Source organism: Synechococcus sp. H55.7 (assembly GCF_047462395.1).
GTDB lineage: Bacteria > Cyanobacteriota > Cyanobacteriia > Thermostichales > Thermostichaceae > Thermostichus.
On the sequence record NZ_JANSJD010000019.1, the window covers coordinates 1 to 26,320 of the forward strand.

The window sequence follows — 26,320 nt, forward strand, 5'->3', positions numbered from 1 at the left end:
TGCCTGATAAGCTGCTACAACTCTTTGCCTTAGATCCAAAGAATGGGTTGGCATTCCCTTCTCTCCTTCCTCTTGAAACCTGTACCCTATTTTAAATTAACAGGCTGTAGCTGCTCCAACAGCAGCCCCTATTGGTCCTCCAATAGCACCACCAGCGATAGCTCCAAGTCCTACAGCAGCTAATTTAGCAAGAAGCTCTCCCTACTCTTTGTTATTCTCACTCATCATTCCCACTCCCTAAGCAAGACAAAGATTGAACAAAACTTTCAATTGCATTCTTCCTATTCTCCAGATCTTCGGCTATAGCTACTGCTTGGTTAAAGTTCTCTTCAATCCGCCTTCTTTGCTCATCTAGCTCACCCATAGAAAGGTCAAGTGCTTTTCTAACCAATTTTTGAGTAGCCTCTCTTAGTTCTTCCATGTAACCTATGATCCATTCTTTCAGAACTTGCCACAATTTTCGCTTACCAGCATCTGCTCCGCTTGACCACTCCTCAGCCATCTTATCGAAGCTGGGTACAATTAGCTGTTGATAGAACTCCGTCCCAACTTTAGCTATCTTGTACTCCTTGCCTCCAAAGCAAGATCTAGGCTCCTCGACTATTGTAGTTTTGTCCTTCTTTGTAGTCTCTATCTTTGCTCTTTTATTAAAGAGAAAGACATCTTGCGTAAGGCGCAAGGGCTCGCTTCTCAGCTTAACGCCAGTTTGAATCAATTCCTGGATCCCTAGCTTATCTTCCTCAGAGACTGTGAGGATTTCTTCAACGGCTCCAATAAGGTTTGCAATAAGCTGAGAGATCAATGAGTTCGCAAATCTCTCAAAAGTTTGAGCCTTCGCCTGTAACAGAAACTCGGCCCTATGTTCGAGAGCGTCCCTAACCGATTGGTAGAGAGCTAAAACAGCGCGCTCAGCTCTTTCTATCTTCTCATGAGGCTTTTTGGTTTTCTCCTCAACAGGTACTCTCAGAATCAGGCTGTCTCCCTGACACTCACAATCCCTCAACGTTCTGAGTGTCATGTCGCAAGATCTAGCAACGAGGTTGGCAATGTGAGCAGGGATCACTTCTTTCAGAGAATCTTCTAGCGGATAAACACCAATTTCTTGCTTGAGTGCATCTCGAACTGGAGCAATGATTTTATTAATCAAATCTTTAACTTGCTCGTCCACAAAGTCAATAAAATCGGGAAACCCCTGCCAGCCCTTCTTTCTGGCTTCCTCCTCAAGCTTTGATAGGGACTCAGGAGTGCCACTAGCACTGGCAACTTGGTTGAGTAAGTCTGTAATGTCATCGATAAACGATTGGGCAACTTGATTGATTGCTTCCTTGCATTGCTCTTGTTTCTCTTGAATATATTTTCTTTGCCTATCTACTTCCTCTAGCGTCTGAATTTGTCTTGTATTGATTATGACATCTAGGGCACTGCTAATCTCTCTAGCTGAGTTGATCACTTGTAGCACTGCCGGGAGAATAACAACTCTTGCAGTGTCTGCTTGAATCCTTTCTCGCAATGCTCTCCATAGCAAGTTGCCGCCGCTCCACTCTCGGATGTAGCCAAGCAAGAGCCTAGTGTCATTGTCAGATATTGCCTGCCCTTCCTCGACTTTGTTTTCAAGGTCTGCTATCCAAGACTTCAGCTCCCTATCACCTCTTGTAGAAGCCTTGATGAGATTAGCACAGTCTTCAAAAAGAGCGCTGAGCATCCATTGTTTAGTACTGGGATCCACATCCGATCCTTCGGAAGAGTTGGCTCCCCAGGCACATTGGGCATAGAAGAGCGCCTTAGCAGAGAGCGGAATGATAAAAGGCAGCTCTGGAAGATCCAGAATCTCCTTAATTTCCTCTCTCAGCTCCTCGACCTTTTGCTCTAGAGGGTTGTCGGTTTGATTTCGCATGTCAACCCTATTGAGCAAGAAAATCATCAAGCTGGTTTGACCTCGGAGAAACTCCACAACATCTTTTAGCTCTCTCAAGAGGGCTTCTCGTCTTTGCCAATCTGTCTGAGAGTAATCCAGTGCAACAAGGCTAAAACACTTGCTGACATGCTCTTGGATGATCCTGAGGCTTGTTCTATCTTGGATTGAGTTCAGGCCAGGCAAGTCATAAATCTCAACCTGTAAGCCCTCAGGCAGGTTTAATAGAGATGACTACCTCGGTTTTATCTTCCTTCTTCCTCTTCTTTCGCCGCTCTTGGTGGTAAGCCTCCATTGTCAGCTTGAGCCTGCTGTAGATCTCTTCGTCCCTCAGGTCTTCCCACGTGCCGCATTCCCAGGTGGCTCCTTCTGTATTGTGGATAACTAACTTGCTCCGCTCGCCGTGCCTAATCCGCAGGATCCCGGCGCTCATCTCCTGCGCCTCGATAGGCGCGATTTTCCGACCAATGAGAGCGTTGACAATGGTGGACTTACCTGAAGAGGTGGTGCCAATGGTGGCAATCCGGAAGGAGGGCTTCCGTAGGCGGGCAACGGCCTCTTCGTAGACAACCCGAAAGTCCTCCAGCTTCTCCAGCAGCACGGAGTTGCTGACTACCTCGTGGTATTCGTTAACGATCCCAGCGGTGAGGTTGCCGAGGTCAAATAGTGAGTCTCTCGCGGTCTGCAAAGCTACCGAGGGATCCATAGAATCAAGCCGGTGATGCGCTCCATCAGATAGGGTTGAAGATGACATGCCAACAGTTCTCAAGCCGCTTCGCTGGCATTATATCCATCTTGCTGATACCGTCGTTCGTTTCCTTCGCATTGTTTTCAGCGTTCTTCTTGCCAGCAATGCTCATTCAGTAGCATAAAAAACAGTTCTAAAAGGCACAGAGCTGCCGGCACTTCTGGGATCAGCGAGAGCTGGTTTGGCAGATGGAGTCGCAAGCCTATCTCCTCCCGGCTAGAGCCAGCAAGCAGTTGAGAGGATTGCCAGATTGCTTAAGATGAGACTGCTGAGTCCGAACTCCTTCTCCCTGTAAATGATGGATGGATCCTTGCAATCTTTCTTCGCCTCTGCCACCCAGGTGGGGCTGGGGGTGGCGGGTCTGCTGGCTCTGCTTACCCTGCTGGCCTGGATCCGCAACTGGCCTTGGAAGTTTTCGCTGGTGGGCTACACGGCCTTCACCCTGGTTTTGACGGCGGGCTGTTTTGCCCTCAGTTTAGGGCCGATCTTTCGCTCCCGCATTCCCGGCGCTGCCCCCTACACCACGGTCTATGACCAAGGGGCAGAGCGGGCGGTCATCGCCGTCAGCCCGGACATTACCCCAGAGCACCTGATCCTCACGCTGAAGCAGGCGGCCAGCGATTTGGCGTCCTCCGGTCGCTTCTCCACCGGCTCGCCGGTATTTACCCTGCAGGCCCGCACCGTCATCCACCCTGAACCGGGGGTCTCCGAGCCCTTACTTTTGGGCACGCTGCAACAGCCGCTGGGAAAACGCCTGCGCACCCCGGAAGAACAGCAGCAGCAGCAGATCCGGCTGGAGGAAGAAGCCTTTGCCCGGCTGCGCAAGTTGGTCCAGGTTCAGGCTGCGGCTTCTTCCGCTGAGGGTGGGTTGGAAGAGTCCCCCTCGGCCCACTCTTGAACTCTGAGCCAGCAACGCAGATCCCGTCCTACCTGTTCAGGGATCTCCCACGGGAAGAGGTGGGCCACATCGGGATAGACAATGCAGGTGCACTGGGGTAGAAGGCGGGCGGTGGCCAAGCTGCTAGCGGCGGTGATGTGGCGATCCCGCTCGCCGGCCAGGAGCAACACAGGTAGGCGCAGGTGCTGCAGCTCCCCCTCACGGTTGTAGCCCTGTTGCAGGGCGGTGCGCAAAGCGCGGCGGGCTTGGTGAGAGGTGTGCAGATAGGCAGGCAAAGCTGCCTGGGCCAGATAGCGATAGGCGGTTGGGGTGTGTTGCTGGATGAGGTAGCGGTAGAGAGAGCGGCGGCCAAAGGTGTCGATGTTCCAACTCCAGCCGGGCCAAAGCCAGTTGAGCAGCGAAGCAATGCCGGTGTTAAGCTGATCCCAAACGGTGATGGGGGGATGGTTGCTACGAGGACAGGCGGCGCTGGCTACCAAAACCAAGCCCTTGACCCGCTGCGGCAGGCGCAAGGCCAACTCCAGGGCCAGGATCCCACCCAACGACCAGCCCAACACCAGACACTCCTGCCAGCCCAGGCAATCCAGCAGCTCCTGCAAGTCCTCTAGGTGAGTTGCCATCTCAAAGGGATCCCGTAGCTGCGAACGCCCATAGCCGCGCAGATTCGGCGCCACACAGGGGTGCATCCCCGCCACCGCCTCAGCAAAAACTTCCATGCAGTCAGCATTGCCCGGATGGCCGTGGAGCAGCAGGATGGGCAGGGAAGGGATCCCTTTGCCCCAGGCACGGTAGTAGAGCTGCAGGCCCATAGCTTAGGCGCTAGCCGCCTTTTTGGGCACGGACTGCAGCTTCACCCCGTTGGGAAGGCAAATTAAGTTTTGATCCAGCACCTGCACAAACCCTTTCGAGCGCAGGGATCCCAGCAGGCGAGTGACCGTTACGCGCGTAGCCCCAATGGCGTCCCCAATCTGGGCGTGGGTCAGAGTCCAGGGAAGGTACATCCCCTGCTCACAGGGCTGCCCGTACTCTTCAATCAACAGCGTTAGGAACCCCTTGAGGCGGTCAATGGCACGCCGTTGGCCCAAGTTGCCTAGCCAGAGCAGCTTGCGTTGCAGTTGCTGGCGGAAGCTTTCTTGAATTTTCTGGTGCAAGTAGGGCCACTGCTCCAGATCCTGCCAGTAAAACCACATTACCGTGGTGCGATCGACATGGGTGCAAGCTTTTAGCTCAAAGCGCTCCGGGTTGCTCAGCTCAAAGGGCACGCCGGGTGTGATAAACCCGACAAAAACCTCCCGCCGCTCCGGCGTTTGGCTAACTAGGCGCACCACGCCTTCTTGGGGGATGTAGACCAGGCCCGGACGGGTGGGGATGCGCACATCCTTGGGAAAAGTGCGACAGCGGTAGTGCTCCTCGGCCCACTGGCAGAGCTCCCGCCATTCCTGAGCCTCCGCTGCCGATGTGATGGAAACTAGGGACATGGGATAGGCTTCCTGTCAATTGAGTAACTAGGTGAACTTTGCCGCCTCTTCCGCTCCATCGAGCCATCAAAAGAGTTTGTAAAGAAAAGGCCAGACCCTAACGGAAGGATAAACCAAGAGGAAGGGAGCTTCGGTAGTAGCTTTACCTTAGCTTCATAATGACACTCAAGATTTATGGAGCAACACCGTGGTTATACGGATGTTGTTTATAAGGCTACGTCTAATGGTAACATACAGAAGCCGCACTCTTCGTTTTTTCCTGGCTCCTGGCCGGCTGTGGGCCCAGCAGCAGATAGCATAGTAGGGGCAGCCGGGTTGCTTGGACGCGGTGAGGAGTGGCACCGATGAACATTCTCGTTAGCAACGATGACGGCATCCAGGCGGCAGGGGTGCGGTGTTTAGCGGCAGCGCTGGCTCAGATGGGCGGACACCAGGTGACAGTAGTCTGTCCGGATCGGGAGCGCTCGGCCACCGGCCACGCCTTGACGTTGCACAAACCGCTGCGGGTGGATCCGGTGCGGGAGGGGTTTCCGCCAGAGGTGCAAGCCTGGGCCTGTTCGGGCACACCTTCCGACTGTGTCAAGCTGGGTCTGGACGGGCTATTGGATTATCCTCCCGATTGGGTGATTTCCGGCATCAATCAGGGAGCCAATCTGGGCACCGATGTGCTCTACTCCGGCACCGTCTCAGCGGCCATGGAAGGGCTATTGGAAGGGATCCCCAGCCTGGCGGTGAGCCTGGCCAGCTTTACCCACCAGGATTTTCAGCCGGCGGCCCAGGTGGTGCTGACGCTGCTGGAGAAGCTGAGCCTGAAGCCCCTAGAGAAGCCGCTGCTGTTGAACATCAATGTCCCACCGGTGGCGCTGACGGAGATACGCGGCATGGTCTTGGCCCGCCTGGCCTGGCGCAAGTACACCGATATCTACGAAAAGCGGCTGGATCCGCGCGGCAAGGCCTACTACTGGCTGGCGGGGGAAGTGGTGGAAGAGGGAGTGGATCCCTGTTCCGACGTGCAGGCGGTTGCCCAAGGGTATGTGTCGATTACGCCCCTGCAGCCGGATCTGACGGCCTACACCGCCTTCGACAGCTTGCAGCGGTGGGGAATCTCGGCCTTTGGCTCCTGAGTTGCAAGCTGGTGAGCCGCATACAGCTTCTTCCAGCGTTGTCTACTTCTCTACTGTAATAGTCGTTTCAAACAAGATTAAGACACTTTGCTGCCAGCCCCTCACCCCCAACCCCTCTCCCTGAGGGAGAGGGGAGTTAGAGCGGCGCGTTCGCGACAGCGTTGCGTAGCAATAATGACATAGAGAAACGTTTCATTGCTGTTTGAAAGGACTATCTCTTGCGTAGGTAGGATCCCGCTTGGCTACAGAACTCCCATGCAAGGGTTGCGATAGTCAGCGGGAGTGTCAAAGCTGAGCTGCGTGTTTTGCCTATGCAGGAGTGCTCATGGAAGGCTGGAGTGTTTGTCAACCATCTCGGCTAGAACAGCAGCGTGCAGAAGCTGGTCAACAGCAACGTCACCGCCGTCAAGAGCAGGCTGAAGCTCCACAGCCACAAGGCAGCAGCCAGCAAAATCCCGATGACCCAGATGAGCAGGGCATTCCAGTAGGGTCGGTTGGGGGCTTTGGAGACGTTGATTTTTTGGAAGAAGGGCAGCAGGATAAACGCCACATCCAACAGCAGCCGCGGCAGCCGCAAGTCCTGGGGCAGGGGCAGATCCCGCACCGCCAGATAGAGCAGCCCCCAGCTCAACAGAAGGGGGATCAACAACAGGTAATTGGATTCGGCCAGCAGCGGTCGCTCCACCACCAGCGGAAACAGAGGGCTGATCCCCCAGCCCAGATAGAGGTAAAAGTCGAACTTCAACAGCGGCTGCAACAGAGGGGGCAGGCTGAGGCGCTGCAGGTGTTGTTGAATCCTATTCCCCTGAGCTCTGACTCTCTGGCCCCCAGATCCACCTTTTCCGGCTGAGGCCGCCCGCCAGCCGCAGTGGTCGCAGTAGGGGGACTTATATCGATAGGCCGGGATCGGCTTGCCACAGGCGGGGCAACGCTGGATCGGACGCGGTTGAGAACTCATGACCATCCGCACTCCTTCTGCTCTAGCATGCCCCAATTGTCGTCAGTTGACTCCCAGGGCAAACGACAAGGTGATACACGCTGCTCCCAAAGCAGCACCGGCAATAACCTGAACAGGCGTGTGGCCCAGCAACTCCTTCAGGTAAGGTTCTTGGAAACGATCGGCGCCCTTCTCTTCAAACCATTCTTCCAGGAGACGGTTCAGCACCCGCGCCTGCTTGCCGGCGGCCTGGCGGATCCCAGCAGCATCGTACATCACCACCAAAGCAAAAACCACCGTCGCCGCAAACAGCAGGCTGTCCCAGCCTTCCTGGATCCCCACCCCCACCGACAAAGCCGTCACCAGCGCCGCGTGGGAGCTGGGCATCCCCCCCGTCTCCACCAAGACCCGCAGGTCGAGCTTGCCCGACCGCACATAGGCCAGGATCAGCTTCATGGCCTGGGCCAAACCACTGGCCAGCAGAGCAACCCAGAGGACGTGGTTGGCCATCAACTGTTGCAGCATAGAGCTCTCCGGCACCAGAACGCGACCAGGGTCTTTAACAGGGGGACAGGGATCCCATCTGAATCTTGTCCTTTTGTCCTGTCCTAATGCTGACGGCGAGTGATGAAATCTGCCAGGGCCAACAGTGGCTCGGCCCGGGATCCGTAGGGGCGCAACGCCTCCTTGGCCGATTGGATCAGCTCCTCGGCTTTTTGCCGGGAAGCCTCTAGGCCCAACAAGCTGGGGTAGGTGGCTTTGGCGGCAGCTTGATCCTTGCCTGCCGTTTTGCCCAGTTGCTCGCTGGTGGCAGTGATATCCAAAATGTCGTCCACGATCTGAAAAGCCAAGCCAATGTCGCGGGCGTAGTGGCCCAGGCGGGCCAGCAGCTCTTCATCAGCCCCTGCCAGGATCCCGCCTGAGACCACCGAGGCTTCCAGCAGAGCGCCCGTCTTGTGGCTGTGGATGTACTCCAAAGTTTCCAGGGAAATGGCTTTGCCCTCCGACTCCAAATCCACCACCTGGCCCCCCACCAAGCCGGTTGCCGCCGCTGCGTGGCCAATGCGGGCAATGACTTGCAGCACCAACTGTGGCGGTACCCCCTGAGTTTGGCTGGCAATATGCTCAAAGGCAAAAGCCAGCAGCGCATCTCCCGCCAAGATGGCAATGTCTTCGCCGAACATCTTATGGTTGGTGGGTTTGCCGCGGCGAAAATCGTCGTTGTCCATGGCCGGCAGGTCGTCATGGATCAGCGACATGGTGTGGATCATCTCTAGGGCGCAGGCAGTGGGCAGGGCCTGCTCCACGGAGCCGCCGGCCAACTCACAGGCCGCCAGACAGAGGATCGGCCTCAGGCGTTTTCCCCCCGCCAGCAGGCTGTAGCGCATCGCCTCGTAAATGCGCTCCGGATAGGCGGGAACCAGAGCTGCAGAAAGCGCCTCTTCCACCTGTTGCTGACGCCGGCTCAGATAGACTTTCAGGTCAAAGGTTTGGGCAACCAAGCGGGGTTTCCTCTCAACTCGGCAATGGGGGGATCCCTGTCGAGTAGTTCTACAACAGGCTTGCAAGCCGACATTATCTCATGTCCACTCCAGGTCGGGATCCCTGCTTGAGCCGCTAAAACTCTATCTTGATACCCTGCACGCGGCGGCATAGGGGATCCGCAAGCTTGCGCTAGCCGTCCCCCCAATGTCAGGATGCATTAAGGATCTTCAGCCGGCTTGGTCTTCTTATGTCCCACTCATCTGCTCAGCTTGGCGATGGCGACCGTCTGCTGCGGGCGGCCCGTGGGGAGGTGCTGGATCGTCCTCCGGTTTGGATGATGCGCCAGGCGGGGCGCTACATGGCAGTCTACCGTGAGCTGCAGAGCAAATACACCTTCAAGCAGCGCTGCGAGATCCCGGAGCTGGCGATTGAGATCTCGTTGCAGCCGTTTCGCGCCTTTGCCCCCGACGGCGTCATTATGTTCAGCGACATCCTCACCCCCCTTGAGGGCATGGGGATCCCCTTTGAGCTGGTGGAGCAGCAGGGGCCGATCATCGACCCGCCAATCCGCTCCCAGGCCCAAATCGACCAAATCCGTCTCTTAGAGCCGGAAGAAAGCCTGCCCTTTATCAAGACCATACTCAGCACCTTGCGCCGCGAGGTGGAAGGGAAGGCAACGCTGCTGGGCTTTGTCGGCTCCCCTTGGACCTTGGCCTGCTACGCCGTAGAGGGCCGCAGCTCCAAAGACTATGCCCATATCAAGAGCCTGGCCTTCACTCAGCCGCAGATGTTGCATCAGTTGCTGAGCAAGCTGGCGGATAGCATTGCCCGCTACGTGATCTACCAGATCGAGTGCGGTGCCCAGGTGGTGCAGTTGTTCGACACCTGGGCCGGCCAGCTCAGCCCCGGCGATTACGAAGCTTGGGCCTTGCCCTACCAAAAGCAAATTGTGGATCAGGTGAAAGCTCGGTATCCGCAGGTGCCGCTCATTCTCTACATCAACGGCAGCGCCGCTTTGTTGGAGCGGGTGGGCAAAGCTGGCATCGATGTCTTCAGCCTCGATTGGATGAGCGACATGGCCGAGGCCAGGGCCCGCCTGGGATCCCTGGCGGTGCAGGGCAATCTCGACCCGATGGTGTTGCTGGGATCCCCGGAATTCATCCGGCAGCGCACCCTGGAGGTGATTCAAAAGGCGGGACCCCGCGGCCACATCATGAACCTGGGCCACGGCGTGCACCACACCACTCCGGAGGCCAATGTCCATCACTTTTTCGAGACGGTGCGCCAATCGGCAGAGCTGCTCAAAGCTCTCTAGCCGTATAGAAAAACCCCTTGACTCTAGGAGTAGGGTTTGCCTTACGAGCCAGGGATCCCCGGTGTACATCAGCGTCATCATCCCCACCTACAACCGCCGTCCCATCTTGCAGAAATGTCTGCAGGCTTTGGCCCAGCAGCAGCCTGGCCCCTACGACGGCTACGAGGTGGTGGTGGTGGACGACGGCTCCACCGACGGCACGGTGGAATGGCTGCAGAGCCAGCCGCCAGATTTGCCGCCGATAAAGCTTTTGTGCCAAGAACACCGCGGCCCTGCTGCCGCCCGCAACCTGGGGTTTCGCCATGCCCAGGGATCCATCATTGTTTTTATCGACAGCGACCTGGTGGTGGTGGATCATTTCTTGGCCGCTCATGCCCAGATGCTGCGGCGACACGGCGTCAAGGGGGATCCCAGTTCGCTCCAGGAAGCCAAGGTCTTCACTTATGGGCGGGTGATCAACACCTGCAATTTCCAGGATCCCTGCTCCGAGCCCTTCAAGCCCACCGATTTTTCGGCAGCCTTCTTTGCCACCGGCAATGTGGCCATCGCCCGCCATTGGCTGGAGCGGGCTTGTGAAACCCCTGCCGGCCCCTTTGACGAGCGGTTTCACCTCTACGGCTGGGAAGACCTGGAGCTGGGGGTGCGGCTGAAGCACCTGGGCCTGCGCCTGGTCAAGTGCCCCCAGGCCACCGGCTACCACTGGCATCCGCCCTTCGAGCTAGCGCAAATCCCAGCCCTCATCGAGCGGGAGCGGCAGCGGGGCCGCATGGGCATCCTCTTTTACCAAAAGCACCCCACTTGGGCCGTGCGCCTGATGATCCAACTGACGCCTCTGCATCAATGCCTATGGGGCCTGCTGTCGCTGGGGGGCTGGCTGAACGAGAAGCGGCTAGAGCCGCTGCTGCGCTGGTTGATCCGGCAAGGCCGCTCGCAGTTGGCCTTGGAGCTGTGTCGGGTTTGCTTCCTCAACTGGTACAACGTCCAGGCGGTTTACGAGAGCTACAGAGCAATGAAAGCCCGAAATAGCGGGATCCACCTGTCCTGAGCGCTCACCAGCGTCGGATAGGTCAGCCGGCCATAGTCCTTGCCGGGGATCAACGGCCTTCCGGGATCCGGGTCAGCAAGGCCAAGGGGCTCCCAAACGGCGCCGGCCCCCTTGACGATGGCCCACACCGCCGCCACATCCCAGATCTTGGGTGAGCGTTCTACCGCTCCCAAAAGGCTGCCGCTGGCCACCGCCAGCAGGTTGTAGGTAGCGCCCCCCAACATCCGCGCTTTGCAGGGAAATTGCGGGCTAATCCAGTGGCTGCTGCGGGAGCAAAAATTAAACAGTTGGTTGGGGCCGGGTGGGGCGGTGCTGGGGTGGATGGGCTGAGGAAGAACGGGATCCCGGTCGTGGCGGATGAGAAAAGCTCCTGCCGGCGCATCGCCCGCAAACTGAGGCCAGTAGCCGTAAAAAGTCTGGCGGATGGGCGGCAGATGCACACAGCCAAACACGGGCACGCCCCAGTGCAACAGCGCCAGCGAGCTGCCCCAGATGGGGATCCCGCGGGCAAAATTGGTGGTGCCATCCAAGGGATCCACCACCCAGCACCACTCTTCCTCCGGGAAAATGTGGTTGGACTCCTCGCTCAGGTAGCCGTGAGCCGGATAGGCCGCGGCAATTGCCTTTTGAAAGGTGTCATCTGCCCATTTGTCAGAAGCGGTTACCAAGCTGCCGTCCGCTTTTTCCGTAGAGGAGGCCTGGCCAAAGTCTGCCAAGAGCTGCGATCCGACCCTTGCCGTGGCCTGCAGGGCAAACTCGGTAACCTCCAGCCAGAAGGGGGAGGGAGAGGCGGTTTCACAAAGAGCACCCATGCCCCAATCCTAGCGGGATCCCCAGCTTTTGGGGCGAAAAAGGTTGGCAATGGCAGCGGATCCCTCACAAACAGGTCTTGCGCCCTCAAGCTGACTAGAATCATTTAGGTAAGTCCTCTCCTCGGCTGGCCGTCCTCCTCCATGAACCAGCGCCTCATTGGACAACTGATCGGCAACCGCTACCGACTGACCCACCACATCAGCGAGGGTGGCTACGGCAATGTGTTCGAGGCGGTGGATACCCAGTTGAATGACGAGCCGGTGGCCGTCAAGTTGTTGCGCCCGCCGCCGCCAGACATGGAGCCGGAGTATTACCAGCAACTGCAGCAGCGCTTCCTGGACGAGGCCAGGGTCAGCGCTCTGTTGGGCGAGCACCCCAACATTGTGCAGGTGCGCTCCTATGGCCTCTACCAAAACCAGCCCTACCTGGTGATGGAGTACCTGAATGCCCAACCCTACACCGGCCAGGGGTTGGACTATGTGTTGGCACGGGAAGGCCCCTTGCGCCCAGAGCGGGTGGTGAACTTGGCATTGCAAATTTGCTCGGCCCTGCACCACGCCCACAACTTTCACATGGATCTGGGCAAACACTCGATTCGAGGAGTCATCCACCGCGATATCAAGCCCAGCAACATCTTTGTGCAAAAAGGGCCCGACGGCAAGGAACGGGTCAAGATCCTCGACTTCGGCATTTCCAAGCTCATGGGGGAGACCTCCCGTGGCCTGACGCAAACCGGGTATTTTTTGGGCACGATGGTCTATGCTTCCCCGGAGCAGATGCGGGGAGAGAAGCTGGATGCCCGCTCCGACATCTATTCGCTGGGGGTGGTGCTGTACGAGCTGTTAACCGGTGCCCTGCCCTTCGAGCCAGAGACCGACACCCTGCAGGGCTGGTACCACGTCCACAACTTCCAACAGCCCCGCCCCTTTCAAGACCATCCGCTGCCCCACCCCATCCCTGAGGCCCTGGCAAGGGTGGTGCTGCGCTGCTTGGAGAAAGACCCTGCCCTTCGCCCGGCCACCATGGAGGAGCTGGCCCAGCAGCTCCGAGCCGTCTATGGGGATCAGATCCCGCCTCCCGCCTCCTCGGCTCCTCCTCAACAGGTTTCTCTTCAGCGGATCCCTGCGGGGTTTGGCCAGCAGGCGGCTGCGTCGGAAGCTGAGGCGGAAAAGCTCCAGCGGGCGGTGCATTTGATCGAGGCAGGCGAATACAAAATGGCCGTCCACCTGCTCAACGAGCTGATCCAGAGCGCCCCCAACGAAGCCCGCTACTATCTGTACCGCGGCCTGGCCCACCAGCGGCAGGGCCATTGGGGCCTTGCCCAGATGGACTATCAAGGAGTGCTGCGGCTGGAGCCGGGCAACCCCTCGGCAGAACAGGGCCTGCGCGAGGTTGAACAGCAGGTCGGCCAGGAACAGGTTAGCCCCCACCCGAAGCCCACCCTCCCCACCTCAGGCAAGCCCCGCCAGAGCAAAGGATTGGCCCTGGTCTGGCTCCTGGCCAATTGGGCGGCGGCTGGGATTGGCTATCTGGGGCTGGGGGCGGCAGCTCCCCTCCTAGCTGCTTTGGGTTCGCTCCAAGGAGCGGTGGCTGGGGCCAGCCTTGGCTTGGGAATGGGGCTACTCCAGTGGGCGGTATTGCGACGGCAGGTTTCTTGGCGGTGGGTGGCGGCTACGCTACTGGCCACGGCTTTGGGCTGGGTGGCAGCAGATACCCTGGCCCCTCAGGTGGGGGTGGCAACCTTCGCTTTCGATCCCAGGGATCCCTGGCCACAGAACGCCTTGCAGGCGATGGCCAGCCCGCTGCGTGGCTTGCTGGTGGGGCTTGGCGTCGGTGGATTGCAAGGGATCCTCCTGTCCCGGCACGGGAAAGTCGCCTGGGCCTGGGTCTTGGCGGCAGGGGTAGAAGGGGGAGGGGCAGCCCTGTTGATGGCTTGGCTGCTGGCCGGCACCACCTTGAACCGTTGGCTGCTGCTGAGCGTGGGGCTACTGGCCAACACCCGCCCCCTCAGCGCAAGGGTGCTGTTGAACTTGCGCCGCGTCCCGCCTGTGCAAAACTAACAACAAGCCTCTTAGGGGATCCCGTCCCGAAAGACAACCCCAGTTGGATGGTCATTTGCATGGCTCCCTCACCCCCAGCCCCTCTCCCAGAGGGAGTCAGCCCTCACCCCCAGCCCCTCTCCCAGAGGGAGAGGGGAGTTAGGGATAGGACAGCCTTGCCTGGCAATAACGACGTAGAGAAACGTTTCATTGCCATTTGAAATGGCTCTACAAACTTAACTGCAACCTTCAAGCAGCAAAAAGATCCCCTTTCGAGGATCTTCTTGAGAATACTGTTGCGCCGTTTTACCGTGGTTTTCGACCTGGAAAATCCAGTGTAGGATATCGGGGATGATTGTCGATAGTTTCCAAATCAAGTTTGGCCTACTGCTCTCACATCCACTTCCCATCCTAATTGTCGAAGGGTATCGATCGCAAAAACATAACGGCAGTCACCAACGCCGCAGAATTCTTCGTCGATCATACCGCATTTTTGGGGTGTGCCTGTCAAGTGCTCAGCAAGGGCTTAAGATGAAAGGCAGCTTGACTTTTTGCCGGCCATGCTCAATTCCTGGTTAGACAACATCTACGGCGCCTGGTTTCTGCCGGAGCGCACGTTTCGGGCGTTACGGGAACGGCCTGTTCTCTGGCAAGCCTTTGGGGTGGTGGGGCTGCTTAACATCCTGGAGGTCATTCGCCGCTCCGGAGCAAGCCTGCCGAGCATGGTACTGGCGGTACTGATGGGATCCCTGGGCTGGGTGGGTTTGGCGGCTTTGTTGCAGTTGCTGGCCTTTTGCTTGGGGCGGGCCGCCCCTTCCTTTGCGGCGCTGCTGTGCTTGACGGGGTTTGCCGGTTTGCCGTGGCTGCTACTGGGGCCTGCCCAATCCTTGGGCGGCGTGGCGGGATCCCTGCTGGGCTTTGCAGCACTGCTGTGGTTTGTGGTTTGGCAGGTGCGGGCGGCGGCGGTGGCGCTGGATCTGGAGTGGTGGCGCCTGGTGGGCCTGATCCCCTTGGCTTTCCTAGGAGGGATCCTGGCCCTGAGCTGGCTGACCAGCGGCATTGTGGCCTTGGCTTCTCTGGGCTAGAGGGCCATCAAAGCTTAGCAAGCAGAATGAAGCAGCCCACCAGCCTAGCGGGGCACTCGCTGCAGATGCGGCTTTTCCTCCGGCAAAATCGCGCCTTCTACCGGGCAAACCTGCAAGCAAATGCCACAGTCGATGCAGGCGGCAAAGTCGATCCAGAAGTAGTCGGTGCCTTTGGCATTTTTGCTGTCGCCAGGGTGAATGCAGGCGACGGGGCAGGCCTCCACACAGTCGGCAATGCCTTCGCAAACGTCGGTGACGATGGTATGGGGCATGGATCCCTCCCACTGAATTTGAATCCATCCAATCTCAATGCGGCCAGTTGGCTCAAGATTGCCGGCGGGCCGCAGATGGCTTTGTCATTTTAGGCGAAAACGGGGGTCGGAGCTGAAGCTAGCTCTCTCTTAGGTCTCGCTCTTGAAATTGCCACCAACGGCTGAGGGGCCAATAGAGGGCAGGTGCCCACAGGCTACTTAAAATGGCAGATGTGAGGGCATTGCGTTGATGGTTCCACCAGATGCTCTCCAGAGAACGCGGGCCATCGCCGCCGGTGCTGCTGAGAGACTGCAATCCATCCAGCCAAGTTTGCATTCCTGCTGGATCCAGATTCTCGGATCCCTGCGAGGCCACGAGCCACATCCATTGCAGCGCCATCAGGGTTTCGGCGATCACCACCATACCGAAGACGATCAAGGCCACCGAAATGAAGTCTTCCTGCATGTAGCGTTGTTTTTGCAACTTGGCGGTGAGGATCCCGACTACGGCCAGCCCCAGCGCATGGGTAGGACAAGGGCTGGTCAGCGCATCTTGCAGAAAACCCAGCGTGATCCCGGCAACAGCCCCCTGCCAAGCCTTGCGCCGCACGCTCCAGCACACCACCCAGATCAAGGGCCAATCGGGGGTTAGGCCCGCCAGCTCCAAGCCCGGCCCTCGCCACCAAGGGGCCACCGCTGCCAGCACCCCTGAGAGGGCAGTCACCACCCAATTGAGGCAAGACCCAAGCTTAAGAAGCAGAAGGTTGCGCATAGCGGTAGATCAAGGCCCATTGCAAGAGGCCCAGCGGCGCCGACAGTTCGACAGTGGCTTGAGGAGCAGGGCTGGCGTCCAAGTTGACCGCTCGAACCGTTCCTACCACAACCCCGGCTGGATAAAAGCTGCTGAGGCCCGAGGTCACCACCACATCCCCCACCTCGACTTTGGGAGCCTTGTCGAAAAAGTCCAAAACAGCGCTTTGGGTGCCCGTACCTCGCAAGATGCCCATGTATCGGCTGCGACTCAACATCACACCGACACGGCTGGTGGGATCGCTGATCAGGAGCACCCGGCTGGTATTGGGAGTAACCGACTCGACTCGCCCGATCAACCCGCCCGGCGCCATGACCACATCTCCCACCCTGACTCCGTGCCGGCTGCCACGGTTGAGGGTGAGCTGTTGCCACCAGTGATCGGCGCTGCGGCCCACCACGGCTGCCGGGATCCCCGCTTGGGGCATTTGCTCGGTAAATTGCAGCAGCCGCTTCAGCTCGCGATTTTGGTACTGCAACTCGGCTACCAGGGCTTGCAGCTCACGGGTGGCAGCCTGGCTGAGCACCGCGGCGGGATCCACAGGCGGACGGGCCGGGGCAGTGATCCAAGTGTACAACTCCACCAACAGGGATCCTTGGGTTTGGCGCAGTCCTAATGCAGCCCCCATCGCTAGAGCAGACAGGAGCAGCCCCAAACCATGGCGCCTCCACCATTGGCGTAGCCGATTCAAGCGATTCCTCTCTGACCCACTCGACTCACACCTCAAATCAGGGATGGGAAAAACTCCTCTAGCCCTTGAAGCTGCCGCTCAACACTCGACCCAAGGTTTTAAAATCCTCCAAAACCCGCCCAGTACCCAGCACCACACAACTGAGGGGATCGGGGGCGATGTGAACTAGGATGCCGGTTTCATGGCTGATCAGAGCATCCAGGCCCTTGAGCAACGCTCCCCCTCCGGCCAACATGATGCCGCGGTCGATGATGTCGGCGGCCAACTCCGGCGGCGTGCGCTCCAGGGTGCGCTTAATGGCTTCCACGATCACCGAGAGGGGCTCGGCCATGCTCTCGCGAATCTCGGTGCTTTTCACCGTGACGGTCCGGGGCAGGCCGGAGAGCAGGTGTAACCCGCGCACTTCCATGCTCAGCTCCTCTTGAATCGGGTAAGCAGAGCCGATCTGAATCTTGATCTCTTCAGCGGTGCGCTCCCCAATGGTGAGGTTGTGAACTTTTTTCATGTACTGGATGATGGCTTCGCTCAGCTCATCTCCCGCCACTCGCACCGACTCGCTCAGCACGATCCCCTGTAAACTCAGGACAGCCACCTCGGTGGTGCCGCCGCCGATGTCGATGATCATGTTCCCGGTGGGCTCTTGCACCGGCAGGCCGGCCCCGATCGCTGCTGCCACCGGCTCGTCCACCAAATACACCTCCCGCGAGCCGGCTTGCAGGGCCGCTTCCATTACCGCCCGTCGCTCCACACCGGTTACGCCGCTGGGGATCCCGATCACAATGCGCGGAGCAATCAGGTAGCGGCCCTCGTGCACGCGATGGATGAAGTGTTTGAGCATCATCTCCGCCGTGTCAAAGTCGGCGATCACCCCATCTCGCAGAGGGCGCACCGCCACAATGTTGCCCGGAGTACGGCCCAACATTTTTTTGGCATCTTCCCCCACGGCCAGGGGTTGCTTGGTGTTTTGGTCGATGGCGACCACAGAGGGCTCTTGTAGGACAATGCCTCGCCCAGCCACGTAGACCAGCGTGTTGGCAGTGCCCAAATCAATGCCCATGTCACGGGAAAATCGGCTGAATAGCCCCACGGTCAGTTGCTCCAGTCTTTATTGGGAAGAACCAGCAAGCTCTGGTACCTACTATAGTTCAGTTCCGTAGGAGAATCTCCCTGACACCCACTCTTCTAAGGGGCGGGGGGCCGCGCTTCCTGCCGTTTAAGCTATAAAGTGCTTCACACCGCCGACGCGAACGAGAACGTATGACCGAAGCCCTGCCATGGCTGCTGGCTTGTTTCCGGAAATGGCTGCCTTTTCCTGAGAAGTGGCTGCCGCCGGAGAGCTATTGGGTAGGGGGATCCCTGCGGGATGCTTACCTGGCTTGGCTGCGGGGCAGGGCCGAGGATGCGGAAGCGCCGGCGGATTTGGATCTGATGTGCGCTGCGGATCCCGTGGGGTGGGCGGCGGGGGTGGCGCGGCGGCTGCGGGCGGGCTTTGTGGTGTTGGATGCCGAGCGGCAGATTGCCCGTATGGTGTTGGCAAAGTTAACTGTGGATGTGGGGCTGCAGGCAGGTCCCACCCCAGAGGCGGATCTGGAGCAGCGGGATTTCACCTGTAATGCCCTGGCCTTGGATCTGCAAAGGGAGCAACTGCTGGATCCCACCGGCGGACGAGCCGATATTCGCCAGGGCCGGATGCGCATGGTACACCCCGACAACCTGAGCGCCGACCCGGTGCGGCTGCTGCGGGCCTACCGCCAGGCGGCCCAACTGGGGTTTGCGCTGGATCCGGCCACCGAGGAGGCGATCCGAGAGCGGGCCCCCCTTTTGGCCCAGGTAGCGGCAGAACGGGTGCGAGCAGAGGTGGTGGCCCTGCTGGCAACAGGGATGGCGGGGCTGGCCCACCTGCAGGCGGCGGTGGCGGCGGGGTTGCTGCAGGCTTGGCTGCCCCGCTTGCAAGCGGAGAGTCCGGGCTTCCTTCAAGCTCAAGCGGTGTGGTGGTGGGCCGAGACCTGGCAACGGCAGTATCCCCGCACCCTGGCAGAGCTGGCCCAACCTTTGACGGAAGGTGCCCCGCACCGCTCACGCGAAGGGAGCAGCAGGCTGCTGGCGGCGGTGCTGGCGGCCTTGCTGTGGGATCCGGCGGGAACCCCGGCAGCAGTGGTGGAAACCGAACTGGAACGGCTGCGCTTCAGCCGCGCAGAAATGCGGGCCATCCAAAAGCTGCACCACCTCTTGCCTCAGCTCCAGTCTCTTCTGGCCGACTCCCCCACCCCTGCGCAACAGTGGCGGCTCTATCACCAGGCGGGATCCCTGTTCGGCGGCCTGGCGCTGTTGGCAGCAGCCACGGGCGGCGACCCCCAAAAGCTGGAGTCTTGGCTTCAGCGCTACGAAGATCCCCAGGATCCCTTGGCCCATCTGGTGCCCCTGCTGGATGGCCAGGATCTGGTGGACAGCTTGGGGGCCAAACCCGGCCCCTGGGTAGGTCAGTTGTTGCAAGCCCTGCAAGAGGCGCAGGCTTGGGGGCAGATCCAAACCCGTGCCGAGGCACTCTCCTTTGCCCGCCAGTGGCGTGGGAGAGGCTCTCAAAACACCCCAGAACACTAGCCGAAGCGATAGCCGAAACCGCGCACCGTTACCAAATACTCGGGGTTGCTGGGATCCAGCTCCAACTTTTCCCGCAGCCAGCGGATGTGCACATCCACGGTTTTGCTGTCGCCCATAAAGTCGGATCCCCAGATGCGCTCCAGAAGCTGCTCCCGCGTCCAGACGCGGCGGGGGTTGGACATAAACAGCTCCAACAGACGAAACTCCTTGGGGGAGAAACTGACCTCAACACCCCGCACCAACACGCGACACTCCTGAGTAAACATGCACACATCCCCGTAGCGGAGCACCGTGGCATCGCTGGGGTGGGACTGCTGCTGCCGGCGCAACACCGAGCGACAGCGGGCGATCAGCTCCCGCATGCCGAAGGGCTTGGTCAGGTAGTCGTCGGCGCCAAGCTCCAGGCCCACCACCCGGTCGGTCTCGCTGCTTTTGGCCGTCAGCATCAAAATGGGAAGCGTGTTGCCCTCCCTGCGCAACAGCCGGCAGAGATCCAGGCCGTTCAAGCTGGGCAACATCAGATCCAGGATCATCAAATCCAGCCGCTCCGCCGTATACACCAACTCCAGCGCTTGCCGGCCATCGGCGGCCTGTAAAACTTGATACCCCTGTTCTTCCAAAGCCAGGGCAACTGTCTCCCGAATGGCATCCTCGTCATCCACCACCAACAGGGTCTCCAGAAGGGGAGAGGCTTCCCTAGTTTGAGGGAGTGAACCGGTCATGGAGAGGGTTGCTTGCATACAGAACTCCGTCGCGCCTGCGCGAACGGCATCACAGGGGAAGAAGGGCAAGTGCCGCTACCTTCAACAGCAGCCCCCCGATAGGATATCAAACTTCTAGGCCAGCCAATGGGGTGAAAGGCTGGGAAGAGAACGGGGGCAGAACGCTTGCCCAGACTCATGAGACGACGAAGGGGGCTACAAGAGTTCCAAAGCCCCGCAATTCAGGATAATTTAAGGTCAAGGTGAAGCCGTTCGTTCTTCACCACCAGCCGGTGAGTCTAAGCCTTTCTTTTCTCCCCCCGTAAGTTGCGCAGGGGGGTTCGCGTTTGCTGGTGGGTCAGAGCCCGGAAGCAGCGTGGAGCGCCGGGGAAAAGTCTCAAACTGAGGAGCTATCTCTGTGTTAAGCGAGCGTGAACTTTTTTAACGATCCGAGTATGGGTTGCCGAGAGCGTAACTTAAGCCTCGTAGAATGAGTCGCAAAATTCCAGGCAGGACCTTCGGACATGGATTACATTCGCACCTTTAACGACGATCCCTGCGAGGGGCATCTTTCGACGCCTATTAGCGATTCTCCTGTCACCCGTCTGTTTATCAACAATCTCCCCATCAACCGTCCTGGCCTATCGCCGCTGTTGCGGGGGCTGGAGATTGGGTTGGCGCATGGCTATTTCTTGGTGGGGCCGGAAATCGTGGTGGGCCCGCTGCGCGACTATCCTGAGGCGGCCAATTTGGGTGGGCTGGTCACGGCCATGGTGATTGTGTTGCTGGGAACCGCCTGCATGTCTGCGTATGGCAGTGTTACCTTTGGAAACAAGCCGGAAACGCCGGGAGCCAATCCTCTATCTACGGCGCGTGGCTGGGGGGATCTGACGGCAGGATTTTTCTTGGGAGGCATGGGTGGCGTCTTTGCTGCCTACTTCCTGTTGGAGAACTTTGCCGGGATCGACGCCATCTTTCGAGGGTTGGTGAATTAGTTGTCAAGCTTGTCAAGACACTGGAGAGGAGCAAAACCATGACCGGTTCTTACGCTGCTGCTTATCTTCCTTGGATTTTCGTCCCCATTGTCGGTTGGCTGCTTCCGGCAGTAACCATGGCCGTGCTCTTTTTGTACATTGAGCGCGACTAATTTGTTCTAGTCTCAATTGGTCTTAGAAGAGGGATCCCTTCTCTAGGGATCCCTTGCTTTTTGGGCAGACCTTGGCGCAACGGCTGTTTCTATCCCCCCTGCTGTCTTCCCAAAAGCTGGGGCAGCACCCGACCGAGGTTGAGTCTTCTTGCTTTTGGGAAAGGAGAACTTCCAAAGCGTCTCGGCTCCCCTACCACCGCCCTTGATGCTGCCTATGCAATCTAAAAGCAGGAGCTCAAAAAGTTCCGCGAAGACATTGACTACGTCAAAGGAGCAACTGGCCTAGCCATTGCTTATAGATGGTCTTGACACTCCTCCGACTAAAGTCGGCTCTCCCAGGGGGATCCGCCCTCACCCCCAGCCCCTCTCCCAGAGGGAGAGGGGAGATGGAGAAAGGGCTCCGCATCCCTACCACAGGCAACTGTGCCAGCCAGGCCTATTGCTGCTTCAAGAGATCATGCGCTCGAGAGCAAGTTGCAAATCTTGAGTTAGCTCGGCTACTGCCTGTCTGGCTTCCTGGCGGCCTTGGCGGTACTGGCGTTCCCACCGCTGGCTCACCCAGATGGGATCCCCCACCGTAACTTGAACTTCTCGCCAACCCAGGCGAGGCCGGGCCGGGTAGGGATCGCCGCGCAGGCGGGCCAAGACATCAAACAGGATCAGGGCACTTTCTGCCAGCCGCTCAAAAGAAGGCCTGCTCAGCAAGTACTCTTCTTGCACGGCCACGCAGCTTTCCACCAGGCGCATGTGCTGCAGGTAGAGGGTGGCCTGCTGGGCTTTCCAGTTGAGCAACCCCCGCTGCAGCGGGGCCAGGGATCCGGGATGCCGCAATTCTTCTCGGTAGATCTGGGTCCAGGCGGCTTCTTCGATGCGGCGGCAACGGCTGTTCCAGTCCCCTTGGGGAGACAGACCAAAGTAGGTCTCGGCTGTCTGCAGCGCCGTGTGGAGCAGCCGTTCCAGGCGGGCGTTGAAAGGCGCCCCAGAAGGAAGAGGGGGAAGGCCGTAAAACGTTTCCATCTGGGCCAGCAGGTGGTGGGCCAGGCCACAGATCCGCTGAGCCCAGTGGCGGTTTGCGGAAGGCTTGGGATCCGCCGGCGGCGTCAGGCCACTGAGGCGCTCGAGGTGGCTTAGCAGGCGCTCCAGCTTTTTCCAAGAGGGCTTTAGGTAGCGATATTGGATCCCGATGGGCACCACAACCACCTTTTCCGAACGACCGGCTTTGGCCAGGTCTTCGGCGCACCAAAAGGCCAGTTGCGCCGTTCCCGGCTCCAGAGGATTGACCCGCTCGCTGTGGCCATTGGTGGCCCCTTCCGGGGCGATCCCAAAAGGAAATGGGCCGTCCAGCAGTAGGCGCCGCGCCGCCGCCAGCGCCAGCCGATCCACCCGCCGTCCCCGATGCACAGGGATCCCGCCCAGGCGAGACAGTAGCCACCCCAGCCACCTGCCACCCCAAAGAGGCATGCCCCGGTCGTAGAGAAAATGGGCGTGAATGGGTTTGCGGAGGGGGATCCCTTGGTGACGGGCAGCCTGCGGCACCAGGCGAGAGAGCACGTAGAGGCCCACCAGGGGATCATCCACCTCCACATGGCGGAAAGCGAGGATCAGCCGGATCTGGCCCGCCTGAAACTGGTGGTAGAGCTGCGCCAGGGTCTGCACGCCCCTAGCCTCGATTTTGGCAATGCCGGAAGGAAGCCAGGGCCGCACCCTCAGCCGCAACAGCAGCGGCAGGATCCCGTGGACAAGCCGCAGCACCCAGGGCTTGTAGGCCAGCGGGATAAAGTCTAGGGGGGGACGGGCAAAAGAGGGAGGTGGTGGCGAAAACAAGGCTTTTTCTCAAATACTGAATTGCTCAAGCTAGGCCCAATCAAATCCCCATCCAATCGATCGGGTTATGGTCGTTTCAAATTTACCCTCACCCCCAGCCCCTCTCCCTGAGGCATCCCTCACCCCCGGCCCCTCTCCCTGAGGGAGAGGGGAGGAGGGCCAGATAGCGCTGTTTGGGTTTCGGTGCGACAAGAGGCTGAGTGCCTTTCTCTCTCTAACTCAGGGTGGCTACGGGCTGGGCCTCTACCAAAAGTTGCTGGGTTTGCAAGTCGAAGATAGTGGCCAGCAGCCGCCGCGAGGCATCGACGGCAAATTCCACCTTGAGGCGATCTTCTCCTGCTCGGCCTGGGGGTTGCAGGCGGGCCAGACAAGCCGGCTCGGCGCCAGGGGCCAGGGATCGAAAATCGGTTTGTCGAGTGAGTTGGCGGCTGCTCATGCGCCCCAGCTCGTCGTAAACCACCTCGGCCTGGGCCACCTGGGCCACTTCTCCCACATCGAGGCGAATTTCGGTTTGCCCGTCGTTGGCCACCTGCAAGATCAAGGGCTCGGAGCGTCGGCAGGGGTAGGGGCTGCCCCGCTCAAACAGAGGGTAGTAGATATAGCTTTTTTGCAAGGGATCCCAGAGGCGGATGGCGTAGCTGTGGTGCAGGCGATCCTCCAGCTTAACTTGGCGGCCCACCTGCAGGGCGCCCAAGGCCACAGCGTCGAAGGGGCGTTCGCAGCGGACTTTCTTTTTGCCAAAGTAGGAGCGGAGCAGCTCTTGGACTGCCGGCAGTTGGGAGCTGCCTCCCACCAGGAGCACCTGCTCAATTTGGCCTTTGCCCACTCCCCTGGCCTGGGCAGTGAGAAGCACATCGTCTAGGCACTGGCGGATTTGATCCAAGAGCTGGTGGGTTTCTAAAATCTCCTCCAGCACCTGCCGATCCAACTGCAGCTCATAGGCAGTTAGGGCCTCGTCGTCAAACCAACTGCCCACCGCCTTGGGCTGGGCAGAAAGGGCGATCTTGAGCTGTTCTGCCTGCTCCAAAAGGGTGATCCAGCTCAGGGCCCCCAGCTGCTGCCGGCTCAGCCCCAGTTGCCCCAGCAGGTATTCGGCAATCCAGATGTCGATGTCCAATCCGCCCACGTAGGCGTCGGCCTTGGCAATCACCTCCGCCTTGAGGACAGGGTCGCCCGGCTGAGGGGGAAGGGTGCGCACCAGGCTGAGATCCAAGGTGCCGCCACCGAAATCCACCACCAGCACAAGGGATCCCGGCTGGCCAACCGCATAGCCCAGGGCAGCAGCAGTGGCCTCGTCCACAATCTGAATGGGATCCCCGGCCACCCTCCGCAGCCAGTTTAAGTAGCGCTCAAAAGAGCCGACGGGAGCTGTAAACACCACCTGTTGCGGCTGCGGGTACTCTTGTTGGATGGCTTCCATCACCGCCTGCAAAAAAGCCTGGGCCACCCTCTCGGCATCGTAGCGCTCCCCATCCAGAACTCGCGGCGGGGGCACAAACTCCGCCACCAGATCCCGCTTGAAGCCCTGAAACAAGCGCTGCGGATCCACTGCCCCCCACCGCCCGGCGCGCACGGTTTCCCCCACCAAGAGCTGGCCTTTTCCCTTGACGTAGACCAGGCTGGGAATGGCCGCGTAACCGGGGCGGGAGAGGCCGGGAAGGCTGAGCAGGCGGGGCGCTTCTTGTCCAAGATCCCAAACCGCCACAACCGTATTGCTGGTGCCAAAATCAATAGCCAGCGTCGCTTTGGGGACGGGTGCCATCAGCTCAATCCTCCGGGCAGGGAGCGACTAACTTTGGCCGGGCAAAGAATGCGTTGGCCGCAGCGGTAGCCGACAAAGCGGATATAGACAGGATCCCCAGGCCGAATGTCCGGCTGATCCGGCTGGTGCAGTTGCGGGTCGAAGGGGACAGATTCAAGAGGGCTGCCGATGGCTTCATACCCCCACTGCTGCAGCAGGGCATCCAGCGACCGGAACAGAGCCGTCACGTTCTGGGCCGGCCAATCCGGCTTGCGCCGGGCAATCTCGCGGACGGTGGGGTAGCTGGTCAGCAGCGGCTGCAGCAGGGAGAAGATTGCCTCTGCATTGTCAGAGCCCCTTCCGCCGCCAAGCAGGGATCCCACATCCCACCGGAGAGCGGCAGCCAACTTTTGCAGTTGCTCCAGGCGCAGGGATCCCCACCGCCCTTGACGCACCTGATCGAGGGCGCGGCGGCTGATCCCTGCTTGAGCTTGCAAGGCCTGCCATGAGGAAAGGCCAACGGCTTGCATCCGTTCCCGCAGCCAACTGTCCAGCGGTCTCTCGGCCATTGGGTTTTGCCAGGGATCCCTATGATCATGCCCCAACTGGGGCCTGGGTCAGGGATCCCCAAAGCGCAGGGAGCGGGCTATGGCTTCCACATCCCGGTCGTAGCGCTCGCGCCGGCTAGCCGGATAGACCAATTCAAAGCCAGCCTCTAGAGAGGGGCGGACAAGCTTTTTGAGATAGAAAATCCGCAAGCTGCCTGGCTCGTAGCCGGAGACCACGAAAAAATCCCGACCGGCAACTTGATAGGTAACCCGGCGTCCGCTTTCTCGGCTGCGCTGCAACTCCTCTTGCAGGGCGCTGGCGGGCGTTGCTTGAAAAATATTGTACCCACCCCAAACGCGGAGCTCAGCCCCCTCTTCGCCGACAAACACCTGACCGTCGCCGCTATCGGATTCCCCTTGGGGGACAAAATCGGCCGGATAGTCGAGGCGATAGCCAAAGCGGGCATTGATGTAGGGCTGAAAACTTGACTGGGCCAGTACCAAAAGAGCGGGTGAGGCCAGAGCCGGGATCCCTTTTCCCACAAAGAGAGCGGCGAGCAGACAGGCTAAGCAAGCAGCAGATCTCATGGTTTCGAGTTTTTCGGATCTGCGGCTATTCTAGGCTCCTTTTTTCTAAACTGCTGCTGGCAAAGGGATCCCTCACCCCCAACCCCTCTCCCACAGGGAGAGGGGAGAAGGATAGGGTTTCCAGCTTGTTGATTTGATGTCGATTAACTCCGCCGGTCGCTATCGAGGTTTTGCCCGGAGCGCAGCAGTTCAATTTTTTCTCTAGCTCGCTGGATAGCGGCGCAGTTGTCCACTGCTGCCCAGGTGGAGGCCAGAAAAAGTCCAGGGAGAGAAACTTCTCCTTCTTCGTCGCCAAACAACACGCCGTTCGCGTCAGCGGGACGGAGTCCTTACAAAAATGCACCACCCCAAAAAGACCATCAGCGCTTTCCATCGCCGCGTATAAATGTAGGCTGCAAAAGCCAGCAATAACGACAAAAAGATTGCCACTCCCTGAGACTTTTGAGAAAGGGCATAGGTGCGGCGTAGTTCTTCGTCTATGCGCTTTTGATCTTCTTGCTGGAGCAACTCTTGCAGATGCTTGTCCATAAAGGCCGCT

General features: G+C 59.2%; 27 protein-coding genes. 9 read left to right on the forward strand and 18 right to left on the reverse strand.

Features of this window, described 5'->3' with window-relative positions:
- Nucleotides 1–217: 217 nt before the first annotated feature.
- Nucleotides 218–2,098 carry a hypothetical protein gene (locus NW851_RS10010; protein WP_414338188.1) on the reverse strand — a complete coding sequence of 627 codons (1,881 nt, stop codon included), beginning with the start codon at nt 2,096–2,098 and terminating at the stop codon, nt 218–220.
- Between the two features lie 25 nt (nt 2,099–2,123).
- On the reverse strand, nt 2,124–2,618 hold the full coding sequence (locus NW851_RS10015; protein WP_414338191.1) for a dynamin family protein: 495 nt from the start codon (nt 2,616–2,618) through the stop codon (nt 2,124–2,126).
- 337 nt (nt 2,619–2,955) lie between these two features.
- Between NW851_RS10015 and NW851_RS10020 the strand changes: the two genes are divergently transcribed.
- Nucleotides 2,956–3,558, forward strand: a complete 603-nt coding sequence (locus NW851_RS10020) for a DUF2518 family protein (RefSeq protein WP_414338194.1) — start codon at nt 2,956–2,958, stop codon at nt 3,556–3,558.
- Here NW851_RS10020 and NW851_RS10025 read toward each other — a convergent pair.
- Nucleotides 3,498–4,367: an alpha/beta fold hydrolase gene (locus tag NW851_RS10025; RefSeq protein ID WP_414338197.1), complete on the reverse strand. Its 870-nt coding sequence runs from the start codon at nt 4,365–4,367 to the stop codon at nt 3,498–3,500. The genes NW851_RS10020 and NW851_RS10025 overlap by 61 nt on opposite strands.
- A 3-nt stretch (nt 4,368–4,370) precedes the next feature.
- On the reverse strand, nt 4,371–5,036 hold the full coding sequence (locus NW851_RS10030; protein ID WP_414335883.1) for a Crp/Fnr family transcriptional regulator: 666 nt from the start codon (nt 5,034–5,036) through the stop codon (nt 4,371–4,373).
- A gap of 344 nt (nt 5,037–5,380) precedes the next feature.
- On the opposite strand from NW851_RS10030, the gene surE reads away from it, so the two are divergent.
- Nucleotides 5,381–6,160 (forward strand): 5'/3'-nucleotidase SurE, encoded by a 780-nt coding sequence (gene surE, locus NW851_RS10035; protein WP_414335882.1) that lies wholly within the window; start codon nt 5,381–5,383, stop codon nt 6,158–6,160.
- A gap of 358 nt (nt 6,161–6,518) precedes the next feature.
- Here surE and NW851_RS10040 read toward each other — a convergent pair whose 3' ends face one another.
- The 3 genes from NW851_RS10040 to crtE all read right to left on the reverse strand — a co-directional run bounded on the left by NW851_RS10040 (nt 6,519) and on the right by crtE (nt 8,599).
- On the reverse strand, nt 6,519–7,118 hold the full coding sequence (locus NW851_RS10040; RefSeq protein WP_414335757.1) for a hypothetical protein: 600 nt from the start codon (nt 7,116–7,118) through the stop codon (nt 6,519–6,521).
- Between the two features lie 42 nt (nt 7,119–7,160).
- A complete protein-coding gene (locus tag NW851_RS10045) occupies nt 7,161–7,622 on the reverse strand; it encodes a divergent PAP2 family protein (RefSeq protein WP_414335755.1) in 462 nt (153 codons plus the stop codon).
- 83 nt (nt 7,623–7,705) lie between these two features.
- Nucleotides 7,706–8,599, reverse strand: a complete 894-nt coding sequence (gene crtE, locus NW851_RS10050; protein ID WP_414338201.1) for a geranylgeranyl diphosphate synthase CrtE — start codon at nt 8,597–8,599, stop codon at nt 7,706–7,708.
- 230 nt (nt 8,600–8,829) lie between these two features.
- Here crtE and hemE point away from each other — a divergent pair, with 230 nt between their 5' ends.
- Together hemE and NW851_RS10060 are read left to right on the forward strand one after the other, a co-directional pair.
- Nucleotides 8,830–9,897 (forward strand): uroporphyrinogen decarboxylase, encoded by a 1,068-nt coding sequence (gene hemE, locus NW851_RS10055; protein ID WP_414335752.1) that lies wholly within the window; start codon nt 8,830–8,832, stop codon nt 9,895–9,897.
- Between the two features lie 61 nt (nt 9,898–9,958).
- The gene (locus NW851_RS10060; RefSeq protein ID WP_414338203.1) at nt 9,959–10,942 is read left to right on the forward strand and encodes a glycosyltransferase family 2 protein; all 984 of its coding nucleotides are present in this window, start codon (nt 9,959–9,961) and stop codon (nt 10,940–10,942) included.
- Here the strand turns inward: NW851_RS10060 and NW851_RS10065 are convergent.
- On the reverse strand, nt 10,897–11,754 hold the full coding sequence (locus tag NW851_RS10065) for an inositol monophosphatase family protein (protein WP_414338206.1): 858 nt from the start codon (nt 11,752–11,754) through the stop codon (nt 10,897–10,899). The genes NW851_RS10060 and NW851_RS10065 overlap by 46 nt on opposite strands.
- A 141-nt stretch (nt 11,755–11,895) precedes the next feature.
- Between NW851_RS10065 and NW851_RS10070 the strand changes: the two genes are divergently transcribed.
- Together NW851_RS10070 and NW851_RS10075 are read left to right on the forward strand one after the other, a co-directional pair.
- Nucleotides 11,896–13,815 (forward strand): protein kinase domain-containing protein, encoded by a 1,920-nt coding sequence (locus NW851_RS10070; protein WP_414335747.1) that lies wholly within the window; start codon nt 11,896–11,898, stop codon nt 13,813–13,815.
- A 539-nt stretch (nt 13,816–14,354) separates the two neighbouring features.
- Nucleotides 14,355–14,879, forward strand: a complete 525-nt coding sequence (locus NW851_RS10075; protein ID WP_414332949.1) for a YIP1 family protein — start codon at nt 14,355–14,357, stop codon at nt 14,877–14,879.
- A gap of 44 nt (nt 14,880–14,923) precedes the next feature.
- Here NW851_RS10075 and NW851_RS10080 read toward each other — a convergent pair whose 3' ends face one another.
- The 4 genes from NW851_RS10080 to NW851_RS10095 all read right to left on the reverse strand — a co-directional run bounded on the left by NW851_RS10080 (nt 14,924) and on the right by NW851_RS10095 (nt 17,719).
- Nucleotides 14,924–15,151 (reverse strand): indolepyruvate ferredoxin oxidoreductase subunit alpha, encoded by a 228-nt coding sequence (locus tag NW851_RS10080; protein WP_414332947.1) that lies wholly within the window; start codon nt 15,149–15,151, stop codon nt 14,924–14,926.
- A 118-nt stretch (nt 15,152–15,269) separates the two neighbouring features.
- A complete protein-coding gene (mreD, locus tag NW851_RS10085; protein WP_414338209.1) occupies nt 15,270–15,854 on the reverse strand; it encodes a rod shape-determining protein MreD in 585 nt (194 codons plus the stop codon).
- Between the two features lie 25 nt (nt 15,855–15,879).
- On the reverse strand, nt 15,880–16,569 hold the full coding sequence (gene mreC / locus NW851_RS10090) for a rod shape-determining protein MreC (protein WP_414338212.1): 690 nt from the start codon (nt 16,567–16,569) through the stop codon (nt 15,880–15,882).
- Between the two features lie 121 nt (nt 16,570–16,690).
- Complete coding sequence (locus NW851_RS10095) at nt 16,691–17,719, reverse strand: rod shape-determining protein (protein WP_414332942.1); 1,029 nt, start codon at nt 17,717–17,719, stop codon at nt 16,691–16,693.
- A 170-nt stretch (nt 17,720–17,889) separates the two neighbouring features.
- Between NW851_RS10095 and NW851_RS10100 the strand changes: the two genes are divergently transcribed.
- Entirely contained in the window at nt 17,890–19,233 is a 1,344-nt protein-coding gene (locus NW851_RS10100; RefSeq protein ID WP_414338215.1) for a CCA tRNA nucleotidyltransferase, read from the forward strand.
- Here NW851_RS10100 and NW851_RS10105 read toward each other — a convergent pair.
- Nucleotides 19,230–19,955, reverse strand: coding sequence for a response regulator (locus NW851_RS10105; RefSeq protein ID WP_414332939.1), 726 nt, complete (start codon nt 19,953–19,955; stop codon nt 19,230–19,232). The genes NW851_RS10100 and NW851_RS10105 overlap by 4 nt on opposite strands.
- Nucleotides 19,956–20,458: 503 nt before the next feature.
- Here NW851_RS10105 and NW851_RS10110 point away from each other — a divergent pair.
- On the forward strand, nt 20,459–20,929 hold the full coding sequence (locus NW851_RS10110) for a photosystem I reaction center protein subunit XI (RefSeq protein WP_414332937.1): 471 nt from the start codon (nt 20,459–20,461) through the stop codon (nt 20,927–20,929).
- Nucleotides 20,930–20,967: 38 nt separating this feature from the next.
- Entirely contained in the window at nt 20,968–21,081 is a 114-nt protein-coding gene (locus NW851_RS10115; RefSeq protein WP_011428960.1) for a photosystem I reaction center subunit VIII, read from the forward strand.
- Nucleotides 21,082–21,528: 447 nt separating this feature from the next.
- Here NW851_RS10115 and NW851_RS10120 read toward each other — a convergent pair whose 3' ends face one another.
- The 5 genes from NW851_RS10120 to NW851_RS10140 all read right to left on the reverse strand — a co-directional run bounded on the left by NW851_RS10120 (nt 21,529) and on the right by NW851_RS10140 (nt 26,310).
- On the reverse strand, nt 21,529–22,905 hold the full coding sequence (locus tag NW851_RS10120; RefSeq protein ID WP_414338220.1) for a 1-acyl-sn-glycerol-3-phosphate acyltransferase: 1,377 nt from the start codon (nt 22,903–22,905) through the stop codon (nt 21,529–21,531).
- A gap of 214 nt (nt 22,906–23,119) precedes the next feature.
- Nucleotides 23,120–24,667, reverse strand: coding sequence for an Hsp70 family protein (locus tag NW851_RS10125; RefSeq protein ID WP_414338223.1), 1,548 nt, complete (start codon nt 24,665–24,667; stop codon nt 23,120–23,122).
- Nucleotides 24,667–25,215, reverse strand: coding sequence for a hypothetical protein (locus NW851_RS10130; RefSeq protein WP_414332932.1), 549 nt, complete (start codon nt 25,213–25,215; stop codon nt 24,667–24,669). Before NW851_RS10130 ends, NW851_RS10125 begins: the two co-directional genes overlap by 1 nt.
- Before the next feature lie 48 nt (nt 25,216–25,263).
- Nucleotides 25,264–25,782, reverse strand: a complete 519-nt coding sequence (locus tag NW851_RS10135) for a hypothetical protein (protein WP_414332930.1) — start codon at nt 25,780–25,782, stop codon at nt 25,264–25,266.
- 312 nt (nt 25,783–26,094) lie between these two features.
- Nucleotides 26,095–26,310 (reverse strand): hypothetical protein, encoded by a 216-nt coding sequence (locus NW851_RS10140; protein WP_414332928.1) that lies wholly within the window; start codon nt 26,308–26,310, stop codon nt 26,095–26,097.
- Nucleotides 26,311–26,320 lie beyond the last annotated feature (10 nt).

Coding starts and splice junctions, on each gene's coding strand:
- NW851_RS10015 (WP_414338191.1), bottom strand. CDS start 2,618: ATGGATCCCTCGGTAGCTTTGCAGACCGCGAGAGACTCACTATTTGAC.
- NW851_RS10020 (WP_414338194.1), top strand. CDS start 2,956: ATGATGGATGGATCCTTGCAATCTTTCTTCGCCTCTGCCACCCAGGTG.
- NW851_RS10025 (WP_414338197.1), bottom strand. CDS start 4,367: ATGGGCCTGCAGCTCTACTACCGTGCCTGGGGCAAAGGGATCCCTTCC.
- NW851_RS10030 (WP_414335883.1), bottom strand. CDS start 5,036: ATGTCCCTAGTTTCCATCACATCGGCAGCGGAGGCTCAGGAATGGCGG.
- surE (WP_414335882.1), top strand. CDS start 5,381: ATGAACATTCTCGTTAGCAACGATGACGGCATCCAGGCGGCAGGGGTG.
- NW851_RS10040 (WP_414335757.1), bottom strand. CDS start 7,118: ATGAGTTCTCAACCGCGTCCGATCCAGCGTTGCCCCGCCTGTGGCAAG.
- NW851_RS10045 (WP_414335755.1), bottom strand. CDS start 7,622: ATGCTGCAACAGTTGATGGCCAACCACGTCCTCTGGGTTGCTCTGCTG.
- hemE (WP_414335752.1), top strand. CDS start 8,830: ATGTCCCACTCATCTGCTCAGCTTGGCGATGGCGACCGTCTGCTGCGG.
- NW851_RS10065 (WP_414338206.1), bottom strand. CDS start 11,754: ATGGGTGCTCTTTGTGAAACCGCCTCTCCCTCCCCCTTCTGGCTGGAG.
- NW851_RS10070 (WP_414335747.1), top strand. CDS start 11,896: ATGAACCAGCGCCTCATTGGACAACTGATCGGCAACCGCTACCGACTG.
- NW851_RS10075 (WP_414332949.1), top strand. CDS start 14,355: ATGCTCAATTCCTGGTTAGACAACATCTACGGCGCCTGGTTTCTGCCG.
- NW851_RS10080 (WP_414332947.1), bottom strand. CDS start 15,151: ATGCCCCATACCATCGTCACCGACGTTTGCGAAGGCATTGCCGACTGT.
- mreC (WP_414338212.1), bottom strand. CDS start 16,569: ATGGGGGCTGCATTAGGACTGCGCCAAACCCAAGGATCCCTGTTGGTG.
- NW851_RS10100 (WP_414338215.1), top strand. CDS start 17,890: ATGACCGAAGCCCTGCCATGGCTGCTGGCTTGTTTCCGGAAATGGCTG.
- NW851_RS10105 (WP_414332939.1), bottom strand. CDS start 19,955: ATGACCGGTTCACTCCCTCAAACTAGGGAAGCCTCTCCCCTTCTGGAG.
- NW851_RS10110 (WP_414332937.1), top strand. CDS start 20,459: ATGGATTACATTCGCACCTTTAACGACGATCCCTGCGAGGGGCATCTT.
- NW851_RS10115 (WP_011428960.1), top strand. CDS start 20,968: ATGACCGGTTCTTACGCTGCTGCTTATCTTCCTTGGATTTTCGTCCCC.
- NW851_RS10125 (WP_414338223.1), bottom strand. CDS start 24,667: ATGGCACCCGTCCCCAAAGCGACGCTGGCTATTGATTTTGGCACCAGC.
- NW851_RS10130 (WP_414332932.1), bottom strand. CDS start 25,215: ATGGCCGAGAGACCGCTGGACAGTTGGCTGCGGGAACGGATGCAAGCC.
- NW851_RS10135 (WP_414332930.1), bottom strand. CDS start 25,782: ATGAGATCTGCTGCTTGCTTAGCCTGTCTGCTCGCCGCTCTCTTTGTG.
- NW851_RS10140 (WP_414332928.1), bottom strand. CDS start 26,310: ATGGACAAGCATCTGCAAGAGTTGCTCCAGCAAGAAGATCAAAAGCGC.